The following is a 15641-nucleotide window of genomic DNA, read 5'->3' on the forward strand; positions in this document are numbered from 1 at the left end:
TGGCGGGTTTTTTATGCTCGAAATCCACTGCGTTGCAATGAACGGAGGATTTCAGTGAACAGCTACCTTAAACCCCCTCTGTCGCTGGATGAACAGCTGGCCCTGCTTGCCGAACGTGGCCTCTTGATTGATGACGATGCCAGGGCTCGTCATTATCTCGCCAATATCAGTTACTTTCGTCTCAGCGCCTACACCCGGCCTTTTTACATTCCGGATCAAGATGAGCACCACTTTATTGATGGTACTCGTTTTGAGCAGGTGCTTGAGCTCTATGTGTTTGACAGGGAGTTACGCTTATTGCTGCTCGATGCCATTGAGCGGTTGGAGGTCGCACTGCGAGCCCGGTTAACAGAGGTGCTGGCAACCCATTACAAGGATCCATTCTGTTACCTGGATCCTGCACTGTTTGACAGCCGTTATGATCACGGTTGGTTGCTGGCGGAGCTACGGAAGAAAGCCCAGGGCCATAAGATGGAGCATTTTATGGCGCACTATCGGCAACGATATCCAGACGCATCTGAAGAGCCACCGGTCTGGATGGTGATGGAACTGTTGACCTTTGCTCAAATCTCCAGCTTTTTTGCCAATTTGAGATCACCCGAGGTGCAAAAAGAGATTGCCGGCCACTTTGGTTGGCCCCATGCCGTGTTGAAGTCCTGGTTTCGCTCGCTCTCAGATTTGCGTAACTGGAGTGCTCACCATAGCCGTGTCTGGAATCGTGAGCTCGGTACGGCCCCCTTATGGCCGAAAAAGGGCTCCGAACGACTGGCCATCGTATCAGAGCGGTTGCCGGTCAACGCCAGACAACAGCTCAATGCTCGCAAACGTCTCTATTTCTTGCTGGTGATCATCGAGAGCCTGTTGACGCGTGTCAGCCCGGACAGTGCCTGGTCATCCCGCTTGGTCACACTGCTAGCCAAATACCCCCATATATCCCTTGCCCATATGGGGATGCCAGTGAGCTGGCAGCAAGATCCCTTCTGGCAACAGGCCCAACAACAAGGAGAGCAGAGATGATAGCTGCCGAACATAATTCAATCAGCAAATATCAACCGTATCCTGAATATAAAGATTCGGGAGTAGAGTGGTTGGGGAAAATACCAAATCACTGGGCCATAAAAAAAATCGCTTGGTATTTTAAAGCCCAAAAAGGCCGCAATGCCCAGATGCTTACAAAAGAATTTTGTGGTGATAACCCTGGTGATTTCCCTGTATACAGTGGCCAGACTGAGAATGATGGGGTCATGGGCAGTATCAATTCTTACGAGTTCGATTCCGCTCAGGATGGGTGCTTATTTGCAACAACAGTAGGTGCAAAAGCCATGACTCTTTCATTTTTGAAAGGGAAGTTTAGTCTTTCTCAAAACTGCATGGTAATAATACCAACGTCAGATGTTATTGATACACGATTTTACTTTTATCATTGTCAGCCACTTTTTTCCTATGAACGTGGTCTTATACCGGAACACATGCAAGCATCATTCCGCATGGAGGATCTATACCAGTACCAGATTGCAATGCCGAACCTCCAAGAGCAGCAGACCATCGCCGCCTTCCTCGACTACGAAACCGCCCGGATAGACCGACTGATTGCCCAGCAGCAGAGGCTGATCGAACTGCTGAAAGAGAAGCGGCAGGCGGTGATCTCCCACGCCGTCACCAAGGGCCTTAACCCGAATGCTCCCATGAAAGATTCCGGCGTCGAGTGGCTCGGCCAAGTGCCGGAGCATTGGATTGTCAGAAGGTTGAAACATCATATTATTTCAATGGATCAAGGCTGGTCGCCTCAATGTGAAGCTCGCCTTGCTGAAGAAGATGAATTTGGTGTTATGAAGGTCGGCTGCGTCAATGGAGGCGTATTCAGATTTAGTGAACATAAAGCATTACCTGCTGAACTAGAGCCGAAAACAGAATATCGTTTAAAAAAAGGGCAGCTATTAGTGTCGCGAGCTAACACTCGTGAATTAGTTGGTAGTGCGGCAGTTGTCGATGACGATTATGATCAGCTTTTACTATGCGATAAGCTGTATCGAATTAAATTGTCATCTGGCGCAAGCCCAGAGTTTGTAGCTTTATTGCTTGGCACCTCTGCGTATAGGGGACAAATCGAGCTATCTGCCTCTGGTGCCAGTGATTCGATGCAGAATATAGGTCAAAGCACAATCAAAGAATTGCCAATTGCTGTTCCGCCAATGGACGAAGCGAATGATATCCTGAAATATGTCGCGGCAAGGTTGTGCACATTTGATTGTCTGAATAACCAGCTTCAGCAACAGAACTTACTTCTCCAAGAACGCCGCATCGCCCTCATTTCCGCCGCCGTCACCGGCAAGATCGATCTGCGTGGCTGGACGCCACCCAGTGACGAGGAGGCCGCATGAAAACCAAATATGAAAAAGATCTGGCACGGTTGAATAAAAAGGGCACCGATGTGTGTTCGATCTGCCATGGCCCGTTTGATGGTGACGAGGTGGTCTATACGGTGTTGGGTTACAATCGGCTCGATGAGCGACGGGGCATCAGGGTCGTCGCCTGACCGAGGAGGCCCGCATCATGTCGCAGATGGAATGTCTTCTCTACAGCCAAGCCAATGAGCATAAGAAATACTGAGGTCTGGTATGCCGCTTGTTGATTACCAATTTTTGCAGGCACTGGCGAGATTGCCGTTTGTCGAGGCGATCTGGCTATTTGGCTCGCGGGCCCGTGGCGATCACCGTGAGCGTTCCGATATCGATCTCGCCATCGAGTGCCCCGGTGCCAGCGAGGCGCAATGGCAGCAGGTGTTGGCGATCGTCGATGAGGCCGATACGCTTCTGCCGATCGATTGTGTGCGACTCGATGACGAGTCGCCCCAGAGCCCGCTGTATCAGGCCATCCTGCGTGACAGGGTGCCGCTCTTCCGTCGAATGACGCCCTAAGGAGGTGCAATGAGTCTGGATCTGAATCTGGTTGCCCTTGGCAACGCCCTCAAACGCCTCGCCGAATCCCTGAGCTATGACGTGAGCCAGCCGCTGGTGGTGGATGCCAGCATCCAACGCTTCGAGTTTTGTATCGAGTTGACCTGGAAGACCTTGAAAAAGGCGCTGGCCGCAGAAGGGATTGAGGCCAATACCCCCCGTGAGTGCATGAGCCAGGCCTATGCGGCCCACTGGCTGGCCGATGAGACGGTCTGGTTGTCGATGCTCAAAGATCGCAATCTGACCTCGCATACCTACAAGGAAGATCTTGCGGTCGAGATCTATCGCCGTCTGCCGGGGCATCTTGCGGCGATGCAGGCGCTGTATCAGGTACTGCTGGCCCGAGGGGGTCAGTTATGAGTCAGGACCATAAGGCCCGCGAGAAGGCGTTTCAAGATCATATCATCGCGCAGTTGGCTGCTTCGGGCTGGCTGGTCGGTGAGTCGGCTCACTATGACAAAGCGCGAGCCCTCTACCCGATCGATCTGATCGCCTATGTGCAGGAGAGCCAGCCTGAGGGGTGGCAGAAATACTGCAAGACCTACGGTGAGGAGCCGGAGCGTCATCTGCTCAACGCCGTGGTGAGAGCCCTTGAGAGCGATGAGCGGGGCACTTTGTGGTTACTCCGTCATCAGGTAGAGGACAGAGGGCATCGGCTGGCGGTGGCCACCTTCAAGCCCGACCATGACCTTAACCCCACGCTTTGCGAGCGGTATGCCAAGAACCGGCTGCGGGTGGTGCCAGAGCTGGTCTATAGCCCCCATGGCTATGAGGGCCGACTCGATCTCACTCTGTTTTTGAACGGCATTCCGGTGGCGACCTTGGAGCTCAAGTCGTGCTTCAAGCAGAGCCTGGAGAACGCCAAGCAGCAGTACCGCGTCGACCGCCCGTTGGTGACGGCGGGCAAGCGTGAGCCCTTGCTGGCCTTCAGGCGGGGGGCGCTGGTGCACTTTGCCGTCAATCAGTTCGAGGTGGCGATGACCACCCGGCTGGCTGGGGCAGATACCTTCTTCTTGCCGTTCAACCGGGGCACTGCCAAGGGTGGGGCAGGGAACGATCAGCCTGAGACAGGGTTCGCCAGCGAGTACCTCTGGCAGGAGATTTTCGCCCCCGAGACCTTCCTCACTATTCTGGGCCGCTATCTGCATCTGCAGGTGAAATTGGATGAGGACGCTCTGGGCCGCATCAAGAAAAAAGAGACGATGATCTTCCCCCGCTACCACCAGTGGAAGGTGGTCGAGACGCTGCTGGCGACACTGAGCCAAGAAGGGAGCGGCCAGAAGTACCTTATTCAGCACTCGGCGGGCTCTGGCAAGTCGAACTCTATCGCCTGGTTGACCCATCAGCTTGCGTCGCTGCGGCGTGACACCGATGCCGGAGAGAGTGAGAAGCTATTCAATTCCGTCATCGTCGTCACCGACCGTACCGTGCTCGATAGCCAGTTGCAGGAGACCATCGCTCAGTTCGATCACGCCTCCGGGGTGATCTCCCGCATTAATCGGGAAGAGGGGGATGGCAGCAAATCGGCTCAGCTGGCCGAGGCGTTAACCTCGGGCACGCCAATCATTATCGTCACCATTCAGACCTTCCCCCATGTGCTCAAGGCCATTCAGGAGAGCACCAGCCTGAAAGCCAGCCGCTTTGCGGTGGTGGCCGACGAGGCTCACTCCAGCCAGACCGGCAAGACTGCTCGTCAGCTGCGTGAGGTGTTGATGGCCGAGCAGCTGAATGATGAGGAAGAGCTCTCGGCCGAGGATGTGATGAACCTGACCTTGGCTGCCCGTGGCGGCAGTCAGAACATCAGCTACTTCGCCTTCACGGCCACCCCCAAGGCCAAGACGCTGGAGCTGTTCGGTCGCCCGCCCAAGCCCCATCTGCCCATTTCGGATGAGAACAAACCCGAGCCGTTCCATGTCTACACCATGCGCCAGGCGATCGAGGAGGGGTTCATCCTTGACGTGTTGCGCAACTACACCAACTACCAGTTGGCGTTCAAGCTGGCGATGGAGAGCGAAGCGGCTGATGCAGAAGTGGACAGCCGACGGGCCAAACGCAAGCTCTCCCAGTGGGTGCGGCTGCACCCGCACAACATTGGCCAGAAAGTGCAGGTGATTGTCGAACACTTCCGCCAGCATGTTGGCAAGCTGTTGGGCGGACAAGCCAAGGCGATGGTGGTAACCAGCAGCCGGATGGAGGCGGTCCGCTACAAGCTGGCGTTCGACAAGTACGTTAAGGACCAGGGTTATCAAGCCATTCGGGCCATGGTGGCCTTCTCGGGCGACATCGAGGACGAGGGGCAGACGTGGAACGAGCGGAACATGAACCCGGAGCTGAAGGGCCGGGACATGCGTAAGGCGTTCGATACGGCTGACTATCAGGTGATGCTGGTGGCCAACAAGTTCCAGACCGGGTTCGATCAGCCCAAGCTGTGTGCCATGTATGTGGACAAACGCTTAACCGGGGTGGACTGCATCCAGACCCTTTCGCGGCTCAATCGCACCTATCCGGGCAAGGAGAGTACCTATGTACTCGACTTCGTGAACGACCCGCAGGATGTGCTGGAAGAGTTCCAGAAGTATTACGAAACCGCCACGTTGGACTCGGTATCGGACCCCAACCTGATCTATGACCTGTTTCACAAGCTCAAGGGCGAAGGGATCTTTACCTGGCCCGAGGTGGTGGCGTTTACCGATGCCTACTTCGACCCCAAACGGGGTGCTGATGCCTTCTTGCGGCACGCCGTTCCGGCCAGAGATCGCTTCGCCAAGCGTTACCGGCTTGCCATCGATGCTATTCGGGAGTGTCGGACCCAGCTCAAGTGGCTGATGGAACAGGGTGGTTCAGGTAGCGACCAGGTCAATGCAGAGCGTCGCCTGAAGGAGGCGGGGGAAGCCCGTTCGGTGCTGGAGTTGTTCAAGAAGAACCTGGGCGGCTATGTGCGGTTTTATGAGTTTGTCTCCCAGATCACCCCCTTCGACGATTACGACATGGAGCGGCTGTGTGTCTTTGCACGCCACCTGCTGCCCCTGCTGCGGGAAGAGGTGCTGGATGAAGAGCAAGTAGACCTTTCCTCGGTGATGCTGAGCCACTACCACCTTAAGGCCAAGCGGACCCAGGATCTGCAACTCAAAGAGAGTGCGGCCGGTTATGGACTGGAGGGGATCGCCTCCCTCGGCAGTGCCAAGCCGAAAGAGGAGAAGAAGGACTTCCTCTCCGAACTGCTGGCTCGGATGAATGATCTGTTTGGCCTGGACGTGACTGATGGGGACAAGCTCGACTGGGTGCAGGGGATGGTCAGCAAGCTGAGTGAAAACGGGCCCCTGATGGAGCAGGTCCGCAATAACCCACGGGAATCGATCCTGCATGGCGATTTCCCGAATGCGGTGGATGAAGCCGTCATCGGACGCATGGAAACCCAACAGGGCATGTCGCTGACGTACCTCTCTCACCCCGATAAGGCCAGGGCATTGCAGAATATGCTGCTGGACTTGTTGCTCGAGGGGTTGGCTGGTCATCAGGCATTACGGACACAGAGCCAGCAGGCGTGATGACACTTGCTATACTGCAAGCTTCCAAAAAAAGGACCATGCCGATCCAGAATTGGAGGCTTGCCTTAAATCGCTTTATTATCGAGTTCGGTGATCAGCTGAACGGTCACATGTCATGGCGTGGGCAGTCACTTGACCACTATATAAGGATCACAAAAAATGATTGAAAACATTGCGCATTTTTTAGACTCTCAGCCATTTATCACGCTATTTTTGGTGATTGGCATCGGCTACGCCGTCGGAAAGATCAATATTGGTGGTTTTTCTCTTGGCATTGGCGCTGTGCTTTTTGTTGGTTTAGCTTTTGGCGCCATTGCCCCTAACGCTACCCCGCCTGGTTTGTTGAGTTTGATGGGGTTGGTACTGTTTCTCTACGGCATTGGTATTCAATACGGCAGGCACTTTTTTTCTGGCTTAGCGAGTTCATTCGGTATCAAAGCCAATCTGTTAGCTGCTATCGCTGTGTTGGCCGGTTTTGGCACTGCCATTTTGCTTAGTCAAACCATGGGTTTTTCAACAGATTTTGCTGCCGGTATGTTTGCGGGTTCATTGACCAGCACCGCCAGTTTACAGGCAGCAATTGATGCTTCTGGTAATAACGATCCTGCTGTTGCCTACGCCATTGCATATCCCTTTGGTGTGTTCGGCCCGATGATATTCTTTTACCTAGCATTACGCATATTTAAACCTAACATAGACGTCCCAGCGCCTAAGCGAATAGTGACTGGCGAACTGGATGCAAAAACGCAGAATTTCACAGGACTAAAGGTGGGTGATGTTATGCATAAACTGCCTGATGAAGTGAACCTGCTCGCGATAAGACGTAACAACGTCAACCTTATTCCAGAGAATGATCTACAGCTCGACGCCAGCGACACGATCTTGGTTGCTGGTTACCCTGAGCATATTGCTATGTTGCAAGCCACCGAACATGGCCATGTTTCTGAAGATAGACACAACCTCGACTATGAGCGGATGTTTGTCTCAAAAGAACAATTAATTGGCAGGAAATTACGTGATATTCCTCTACCAAAAGGTATCTCGGTAGAAATTATTCAAGTTCGCCGAGGTGATGCTGATCTACTTGCCAACCCTGATTTAGAGCTTGAGTATGGTGATCAACTGGGCCTTTTAGTTGAACCTAGTAAAAAGGAGCAACTAAGAAAGGTATTAGGTGATTCTATCAATGCAGAGTTCCAATACAGTTTTGTTGCCATGGGTTTAGGCATCGCTGTTGGTGCAATGATTGGCTTGATTCCATTTCCTATTCCGGGTGTGGGTGTGGTTAAATTCGGAATAGCCGGTGGCGTGTTGATTATGTCTTTAGTACTTGGTTATGTCGGTCGCCTTGGTCCGTTAAACTGGAGCATGCCGATAGTTGCCAATACCCTACTGCGCAATTTTGGCCTAACCCTGTTCTTAGCTAGCGTAGGCATCTCTTCAGGTGCTCCCTTTGTGAACAACATCGCAGGGGCAGGGCTAAATATCTTTATCGCTGGGGTCGTTGAGCTTGCAGTCGTCGTGCTAGCCGTTATCTTGCTCGGACACTTCATCTTCAAAATTAAATTTGATGAGTTGCTCGGGATCGCATCCGGTGCAACTGGTAACCCAGCTATCCTTGCGTATGGTAATCAACTTGCGCCGACAGGTCGTCCAGAAATCTGCTACGCGATGATTTTTCCTGGCGTGGGAACCATACTGAAAATCATATTAGTGCAGTTTTTTTTCGTTATTTAGCCGATGCCCCGTAAACCCCCGCCCAATCGGGCGGGGATATAAGGGGAGCTAATCGCAGGTGTTCCGCGAGGCTAGATACGCCGTGAGGATTTCGATATTTCGATAGTCCCCCATGTCGAGAACAGGGCGGTTTCAGCACGATTAATATTATCCAGCCGGACATTTTCAAGATGGCGCTGGTTATTTCACCGTGAACGGTCTCATCTAAAGTGCCCCTCTTTCCTGCATGAGGTAATCGGGGGGTTATTGCGTGGAGACACGCACGGTTGCGTCGTATTTGAGCCGAACATGGGCAATATGCCGGTTTATTTCACTGAGCAGCATCTCTTTATTGATGGGCTTGGTGATATATCCATTCATGCCATGGGAGAGATAGTATTGCTTGGATTCCGGCATCGCATCAGCCGTCAGGGCGATGATGGGGATATCTGCCCAGGGCATCTGAGAGGTGCGGATCCGGGTGGTGGCCACCAGGCCATCCATCACTGGCATCTGGACATCCATCAACACCAGATCAAATTCGGAGTGACCCAGTTTCTCCAGCGCCTCTTCTCCCTGAATGGCCAGTGTGACGTGATGGCCGACGGAGTCGAGCATGGCGCCGATCACCTTGCGGTTGGTGGCATTGTCATCAACCAGCAAGATGCGATAGCGCTCCTGATCCATCGGCTTGGCGGGGAGGCAAACAATCGATGGGGTCGTGGCTCTGGCGGGCCAGATATAGGTAAAGGTACTGCCATGCCCTTCGCTGCTCTCAACCGAGATATCACCGCCCATCAGGCGTGCGAGGTTACGGGATATTTCAAGTCCCAGACCCGATCCCCCATATTGGCGGGTGATCGAGACATCAGCCTGGGAGAATCGTTGAAACAGGTTCTTCAGCTGATGTTTGCTCATGCCGATCCCGGAGTCTTGAATCGAGATGTGTATCGAGTGGTGATCCTGCTCCAGCAAGGTGCTATCAACGTGGATCTTCACTTCTCCCTGGTGGGTGAACTTGATGGCGTTGCTCACCAGATTGAAGAGGATCTGGCGCACTCTGAGCGGGTCGATCATCAACCACTCCGGCGTATCGGGGGCAACCGTCAGGGTCAGTTTGATCCCTTTGGCATCGCAGTTGCTCTGCATCAGGGCCCGAATATCCTCCAGCAGCTGGGGTAGGTGATGGGGAGCCATCTGCAACTCTATCTTGCCCTCTTCCAGCTTGGATACGTCCAGAATGTCGTTGAGCAGACCGAGCAGATGGTTTGCTGATTCGCGCGCCGTCTCCAGATAGTCTCGCTCCCTCGGATCCATATCCCGGTCGGCCAGCAGTGAGAGCATGCCGAGAATGCCATTCATGGGGGTGCGAATTTCATGGCTCATGTTGGCCAAAAAGCTGCTTTTGGCTCTTGTACCGGCCTCTGCCGCCTGATTGGCCCGCAGCAGTTTGTCATTGAGTTGCTGCATCAGTTTGTGCTGCAGAAATGAGATGTTCATTTGTCGCCAGATCAGCAGGGCGAGCACAAAGAGCAGCGCAAATTGCAGGGTCGCAATGAGCGTCGTCGTGATGATCTGCTCCCTCACGCTGTCGCGGCGGGCCACATCGAACAGGGTCGCCTGCTGGTTCACCTCCAGGGTCAACTGATGAAGCAGGGGGAGCAGGGTGGTGAGCTGTTGGTGCAACGCCTGATGAGCCACCTTATCCAGCGGTTGGGTGGCCTCCGGGCCGAGCCAGATGTCAGCCAAAGAGATGTAGGAACGCATGGCTTTGCTTGCCTGCTGGTAGATCGCTGTTTGCTGCAGCAGGCTGCGATCCTTGCTCTCCAGCACCAGATCCATGCGGCTGACCAGGATATCGTATCTGAGCTGAAACGCCGGTTGCGACTCATGGAGCAGCGAGCTTTGAAAACGCAGCGCTTCGTTATAGAGCTGGAAATAGTTCCACATCACGTTGTCTTCGCCCTGACTGGTACTGCGTTGCAGATCCTGAAATTGCCGGTACTGGATGGTACCAAAACCGGCAAAGGCCAGGAGCAGCACACAGAGCACCACAAACAAGAAACGTTGACTGGCTGCCATGGAGCGCATGATGAGATCTATTCCACTTTTATCGTACTGATCTGCCAGATAGCCCGACCGTAATAGAGCTTGTTTTGCAGTTCGGGATAGTGATCGAACGGATAGACAAGGAACAGCGGCCCTTTGTCACGCACCGACAGGGGTTTGCCATTGATTGTGCGGGCCAGGATGACCTGATACTGCTTGGCATCGCTTACCGGCACCTGTACCGAGTAGTCATTGAGCGCGGTAATGGTGAGCTGCTTGCCAGTTGCCCCTACTTTGGCCAATACATCTTGCAGCAGCGGGCCGCGAAAGGTCTTGGATTCATCATACCAGGGGGTATGGGTCGTGATTTCGTGTACCGGTAATTGGTCCAGCATGGCGCTGTCCCACAGGGCTTGTGCCTGATGAGTGGGGCTGCTGATGGCCCCTTCAACCTTCAACACGGCGCTGTCAGGGGAGGGGGCTGCGTGTGCTGCGCCGCAAAGGGCTGCCAGCAGCGGTGCGATATAAAGGCCTGGTTTCATGATATCTCCTTCCTTGAGTCCACCCGGGTGCTTATTGAGCCAACAGTGGCTGGTGAGGTGTAGCCAGAGCAAAGCAATAATCGGGCCGGGTGCAACAAGCGTGAATGTTCAGCGAAAGAGCCGGTTATCGGGTTATGTCGGATGAGGGGAATTGCAGTTTGCAACGTGCGGTAGGCGTTAATTGCAATTTGGCTACCAAAACGAGGTATCGGGGCGGATCAACAAGGGGCAAGGATCATCCGACATTCCGCACCTAATTTTCTTATTTTAAATGGTGATGAAGTTCACACAGCCAGGATTGAATTGAGAAAACCAGTGACTTCACATATGTTGCCACGTAACAATGTTCTGTTGGGTAGCAGTTCACATCATTTCACGGGGGCGAAAGAATGAATCTGAGCATTTTAGTTTTTGTTCCAACCTCAACTGCCAACACCTCAATGTTGCAACTTGCTGTGAACGTGTAGGCATCATCGCCGAAAAAAATCCCCAATCAGGTGCGGAATGACGGATTAAATACTGTCGGCTTCAAATATTAAATATCACTTTATCTCTTCCATTTTCTTTAGCCGTGTATAAAGCTTTATCAGCTCTTTGTAGAACTTCTTGATAACTATAGTCATTATCACTAACAGTCGACACTCCTATGCTGGCCGTTATTAAACTTGGAGTATCGTTTGCAAACTTCAATTTTTTTATTGATACTCGTATCCGTTCCAGCAATATTTCAGCAGCGACTAGCGAAGTGGAAGGTAATAAAACAGCGAACTCCTCTCCACCAATTCTTGCTAAAGTATCACCAGCCCTAACGTGATTGTTCAACTCATTTGACAATGCCTTCAAAACCTCATCACCAACAGCATGACCATATTTGTCATTCACATCCTTGAAGTGGTCGATATCAAAAATTGCTATCGAGAGTGGTACGGTATGTCGTTTACTATTTGCAAATTCTCTGATTGCCGCTTCTTCAAAAAAACGACGATTTTTTAATTTTGCCAATGGATCTAGTGATACTTCGATATTTAAAGATTTATTTTCAGCTAACGCAATTTTCAAAGAATTGACTAAGTTATTATGTTCGGTAACATCTCTGAGGCTAACTAATATACGTTTTCCATAGCGAGTTGCTAATGTGTTTAGCCTAATTTCGACAGGTATTTTAGTACCATTTCGGTGCTGTGCGAAAACACTTCTTGGAGAAGATAACATATTGCGATTAGTCGGTGATTCAAAATACTGTTGACGCTGTTTGGCATGGTTACTACGGTGTTCCTGTGGGACAATGTCATCCACATTCATTGCAAGCAATTTTTGTTCAGCATATCCAAGCATTGAGCAAACTGCATCGTTAACTTTCGTAATAAAACCATATTCATCCGCTTGGAGTATACCATCAGGAAGGTTTTTAAATATTGCCTCTGCTTCAAATAGGTCAAGCTTTGTGGTTGCATATAGTTCGTCTACAGCTTTTAAATTTCGTTGGTTTCGTTCTTCTAATATTTTGACCCTTGTTATGTCATTATGTGCACCAAGCATACGAATTGGTTTACCATTCGAATTTCGAATAGCAATACCCCTGCAATGAATCCAAACGGTGCTACCATCTTTATGCTTGTAGCGAACAATTTGGTCATAGGGATGTTTTTCATCCTCAATGTGTTTATTGAAATTATCTATTGCGATTTTCAAGTCATCCTGATTAATTATACTTTGCCAAGAGTCAGGGGAATGGGGCATTGTTTCATGTTCATAGCCTAAGACCTGCCAGAACTCAGGACTCATCCATTCATCATTAGTTTTTTCTAAATTCCAATACCAAATACCATCTAAGGACGCTTTTTGAATAAAATCAAAAATAGAATCATCACTCTTAATTAATTCATAAAGTTCTTTTTTTAAGTAATGTTCTCTTTTCATTACATACCATCCCTGTCTCTTGATCAGATCTTGATCCCCGAAGCCATCATCTCTTTGGCGGCAATAAAGCCGTCCAGTTTACTTTGCAGTGTTTACCAGCCTACCCAGAGTGAGCTCCAGCCTGCAATCCCTGTTCGCTTACTATCCATAAAACCGCCCAATCTGGCTATCGCCATGTAGGCCCATTGCAAGCTGCCTTCTCGCTCTTTAAGTTTACGTTTTCCCTTGTCCAGATAGTTCAGCAACTGACATTCATCTTAGCTTAGCACCGCTTCATGTACAGGGCCTTGAGAAAAAATGTCAATTTAAACACCTTCCAAAGTACTGTTTTGTATCGATTTTATTTGCTTTGTCCGGCGATGGCGTGATGCCCAGGTCATGCATCTTGCTCAGCAGCGTGACCCAGGGTGAGAGCGTGAATATTTTGTTAACTGATGGTCAATTTCTGGATGCCTGCCGTGAGGACGACTTCCAAATATTCGCTGCTTGCGTATTCCCACGCATGCCGATCGCGTAATAACATCCATGTCGATCACCCAATAACATCCCAACTCGATCACTTTTACCCCTCGATGGGAAACCACCCCCCGCACTGGTGCTCTCCGATATCGAGATGGAGGGGATCGATGGCTTTGGGCTGCGCCAGCAGTTGATGAAGGATCCCAAGATGAAGGGAGTGCCCTTTATCTTTCTGACCGGTCATCAAGATCAGTGGACCCAGAGCCGGGCGGGGGCGCTGGGGATCGATGACTTTCTGGTCAAACCCATCACCAAACAGGCGTTGTTGCTCGCGGTTTCGCGGGTACTGCAACGATCGCAGCAGCTCAAATCGCAATGGGGCGAGCAGCTGGATCAGCGTATGACCTCGGCGCTGCGCCCGTTATTGCCCGCTCCCTCGATAGGGGGATACCAGCTGGCGCTGCAAACCCGCGCGGCCACCGTGGGGGGCGGTGACTTTCTGCTGGTCAAAGATCGGGTGTTGTGGCTCGGGGATGTGATGGGGCACGATGCGGAGGCCAAGTTTTTTGCCCATGCCTATGCCGGCTATCTGCGTGGCCTGCTGACGGCGCACGATCTGGGTCTCGCCCCCGCCCGTTTACTGACCATCTTGTCCAATGCGGTTCACAGTGATCCGCTCCTCGGGGCTACCCTGCTCACCACCCTCTGCATTGAACTCGGCAACGAGGGGCGGGTGCAGTGGGCCAGCGCGGGCCACCCGGCGCCCTGGCTGGTCGGACCCGGTACCATCCGTCAGGTCGGCGTGACCGGCCCCTTGCCCGGTTTGCGCCCGGATCCCCACTTCGTGACCAATGAGCGTCAGCTCAAGCCCGGCGAGATCCTGCTGTTCTGGACCGACGGCCTGCTCGATAGCCGTGATGCCGCAGAGCGCCAGCGCTGGGAGTCGCAGCTAAAAGAGATCTGCCTGACTTCGGGGCCCGGTCTTGAGCAACTGGCTCATCGCATTGCCCGCTGGTTTGATGAGCGCATCAATGATGCCGACCTCGATGACATGACCCTCTTGCTGGTCGCCTGTCCCGGCGCCTGATCCTGCTCCTCTTTGCCTGACTGGCCCGCTCTATGCAGCGCCTCATTTCAGGTGGCATGGAGCCACGGGAGGAGGTGCCTATGTTACCCATGCAGCAGATCTGGCTGGCCATCGATGCGCGTCAGGTCGGTGGAATAGAAGTTCACATTATCCACTTGGCCAACGATCTGCTGGCCAGGGGATTTCGCCCCACCATCGTACTGGTGAGCAACCACGGCATGACCCCCTTTACGACCCTGCTCAAACAACAGGGCTTGCCCTACGAGGTGTGCCAAAACAGCCGCGATTTTATGCGCCGTCTGGCCCGCCAGCCTGCTTCTGTGCTGATCCATACCCACGGCTACAAGGCCGGGGTGCTGGGGCGGCTGACAGCCTGGTTTACCGGTAAATCGGTGGTCTCGACTTTTCACAGTGGAGATGACGGGGAGGGTTTGCTGAAGTTTTACAGCTGGCTGGATCGCACCACAGCGCGTTTTGCGAAGTGTATTGCAGTAAGCGAGCCCATCGCTCGCAAATTGCCTGTGCCAAGCACGGTGATCAGCAACTTTGTCCCCATGCCTGCGACGCCGGCTACGGTAACTGGCAACCGGATTGCCTTTGTCGGCCGCCTCTCGCCGGAAAAGGGGCCGGAGGCGTTCTGCCAGCTGGCCGCCTTCTGCCCGGACGGGGCGTTTCATCTCTACGGGGATGGCCCCATGAAAAGCGGCTTGTTGCAGCAGTATGGTGATCGCGTCCAGCTTCATGGTTTCCAGAACATGGCCAATGAGTGGCACAACATCGACCTGCTCTGCATCACTTCCCGCTTTGAAGGGTTGCCGCTGGTGGCCCTGGAGGCGATGGCTCACGGCATACCTGTTTGTACCTTTGCAGTGGGGGGCCTGGTCAATCTGATCGACCATAAATCCAATGGCTGGCTGGTGGAGCCCGGCCATGTGCGGGATATGGCGGAGCTGGTCAACTACTGGCTGCGCAGCGATGGGGTGGTGCGCAGCAAAATGAGTCAGGCGGCCCGCAACACCATAGCCCGCGGGTATAGCGTCAACAACAGAGTGACCGATATTCTGGCCGTCTACAGCGCCTGAATCACGGAGAAACCTGTCAAAACGAGTGGCCGCTGGCTACTCGTTTTTTTATGTGCCGGTGTTAGGGGTTGCAGGGGGCGGATTGCTTCTGTGATCACGCAACGCTTGGGTTTCTGCGGTGGGGCAAGCGGACATCAGGCCTGTGGATGGGGCCAGATGATGGAGATCAGGTCGCTGACTTCTTTGTGATCACCGCGGACGTGCCACAACGATGCGCCATAAAAAAGGCCATTGCAGTGACAATGGCCTGATGGGCGTTGAGAAGTGGTTGAGGTCGGCGC

12 protein-coding genes and 1 pseudogene are annotated in these 15641 nt (G+C 52.7%); 9 read left to right on the forward strand and 4 right to left on the reverse strand.

What is annotated here, in order from left to right:
• Positions 1 to 54: 54 nt before the first annotated feature.
• The 7 genes from BN1125_RS03845 to BN1125_RS03875 all read left to right on the forward strand — a co-directional run bounded on the left by BN1125_RS03845 (position 55) and on the right by BN1125_RS03875 (position 8242).
• Positions 55 to 1017: an Abi family protein gene (locus BN1125_RS03845; RefSeq protein ID WP_042010794.1), complete on the forward strand. Its 963-nt coding sequence runs from the start codon at positions 55 to 57 to the stop codon at positions 1015 to 1017.
• Entirely contained in the window at positions 1014 to 2381 is a 1368-nt protein-coding gene (locus tag BN1125_RS03850) for a restriction endonuclease subunit S (protein ID WP_042010795.1), read from the forward strand. The genes BN1125_RS03845 and BN1125_RS03850 overlap by 4 nt, the downstream gene beginning before the upstream one ends.
• Complete coding sequence (locus BN1125_RS18895) at positions 2378 to 2536, forward strand: hypothetical protein (protein ID WP_156993060.1); 159 nt, start codon at positions 2378 to 2380, stop codon at positions 2534 to 2536. Before BN1125_RS03850 ends, BN1125_RS18895 begins: the two co-directional genes overlap by 4 nt.
• Before the next feature lie 82 nt (positions 2537 to 2618).
• A complete protein-coding gene (locus BN1125_RS03855; protein WP_042010796.1) occupies positions 2619 to 2918 on the forward strand; it encodes a nucleotidyltransferase domain-containing protein in 300 nt (99 codons plus the stop codon).
• A 9-nt stretch (positions 2919 to 2927) separates the two neighbouring features.
• Positions 2928 to 3317 carry an HI0074 family nucleotidyltransferase substrate-binding subunit gene (locus BN1125_RS03860; protein WP_042010797.1) on the forward strand — a complete coding sequence of 130 codons (390 nt, stop codon included), beginning with the start codon at positions 2928 to 2930 and terminating at the stop codon, positions 3315 to 3317.
• Positions 3314 to 6505, forward strand: coding sequence for a type I restriction endonuclease subunit R (locus BN1125_RS03865; RefSeq protein WP_042010798.1), 3192 nt, complete (start codon positions 3314 to 3316; stop codon positions 6503 to 6505). Before BN1125_RS03860 ends, BN1125_RS03865 begins: the two co-directional genes overlap by 4 nt.
• Before the next feature lie 159 nt (positions 6506 to 6664).
• On the forward strand, positions 6665 to 8242 hold the full coding sequence (locus tag BN1125_RS03875; RefSeq protein ID WP_042010800.1) for an aspartate:alanine exchanger family transporter: 1578 nt from the start codon (positions 6665 to 6667) through the stop codon (positions 8240 to 8242).
• A 243-nt stretch (positions 8243 to 8485) separates the two neighbouring features.
• On the opposite strand, the gene BN1125_RS03880 is transcribed toward BN1125_RS03875, so the two are convergent.
• The 4 genes and pseudogenes from BN1125_RS03880 to BN1125_RS18350 all read right to left on the reverse strand — a co-directional run.
• Complete coding sequence (locus BN1125_RS03880; protein WP_042010801.1) at positions 8486 to 10312, reverse strand: ATP-binding protein; 1827 nt, start codon at positions 10310 to 10312, stop codon at positions 8486 to 8488.
• Positions 10313 to 10320: 8 nt separating this feature from the next.
• A complete protein-coding gene (locus BN1125_RS03885) occupies positions 10321 to 10812 on the reverse strand; it encodes a putative pterin-binding protein (protein WP_042010802.1) in 492 nt (163 codons plus the stop codon).
• A gap of 528 nt (positions 10813 to 11340) precedes the next feature.
• Entirely contained in the window at positions 11341 to 12732 is a 1392-nt protein-coding gene (locus BN1125_RS18345) for a sensor domain-containing diguanylate cyclase (RefSeq protein WP_084202242.1), read from the reverse strand.
• A 23-nt stretch (positions 12733 to 12755) separates the two neighbouring features.
• A pseudogene (locus BN1125_RS18350) lies at positions 12756 to 12989 on the reverse strand (IS4 family transposase); the annotation flags it as partial.
• A 338-nt stretch (positions 12990 to 13327) separates the two neighbouring features.
• Here BN1125_RS18350 and BN1125_RS03890 point away from each other — a divergent pair.
• Positions 13328 to 14278: a PP2C family protein-serine/threonine phosphatase gene (locus BN1125_RS03890; protein ID WP_280136060.1), complete on the forward strand. Its 951-nt coding sequence runs from the start codon at positions 13328 to 13330 to the stop codon at positions 14276 to 14278.
• An 80-nt stretch (positions 14279 to 14358) separates the two neighbouring features.
• A complete protein-coding gene (locus BN1125_RS03895; RefSeq protein ID WP_052446051.1) occupies positions 14359 to 15360 on the forward strand; it encodes a glycosyltransferase family 4 protein in 1002 nt (333 codons plus the stop codon).
• Positions 15361 to 15641 lie beyond the last annotated feature (281 nt).

It is taken from the genome of Aeromonas fluvialis, assembly GCF_000819885.1.
GTDB classification, from domain to species: domain Bacteria; phylum Pseudomonadota; class Gammaproteobacteria; order Enterobacterales; family Aeromonadaceae; genus Aeromonas; species Aeromonas fluvialis.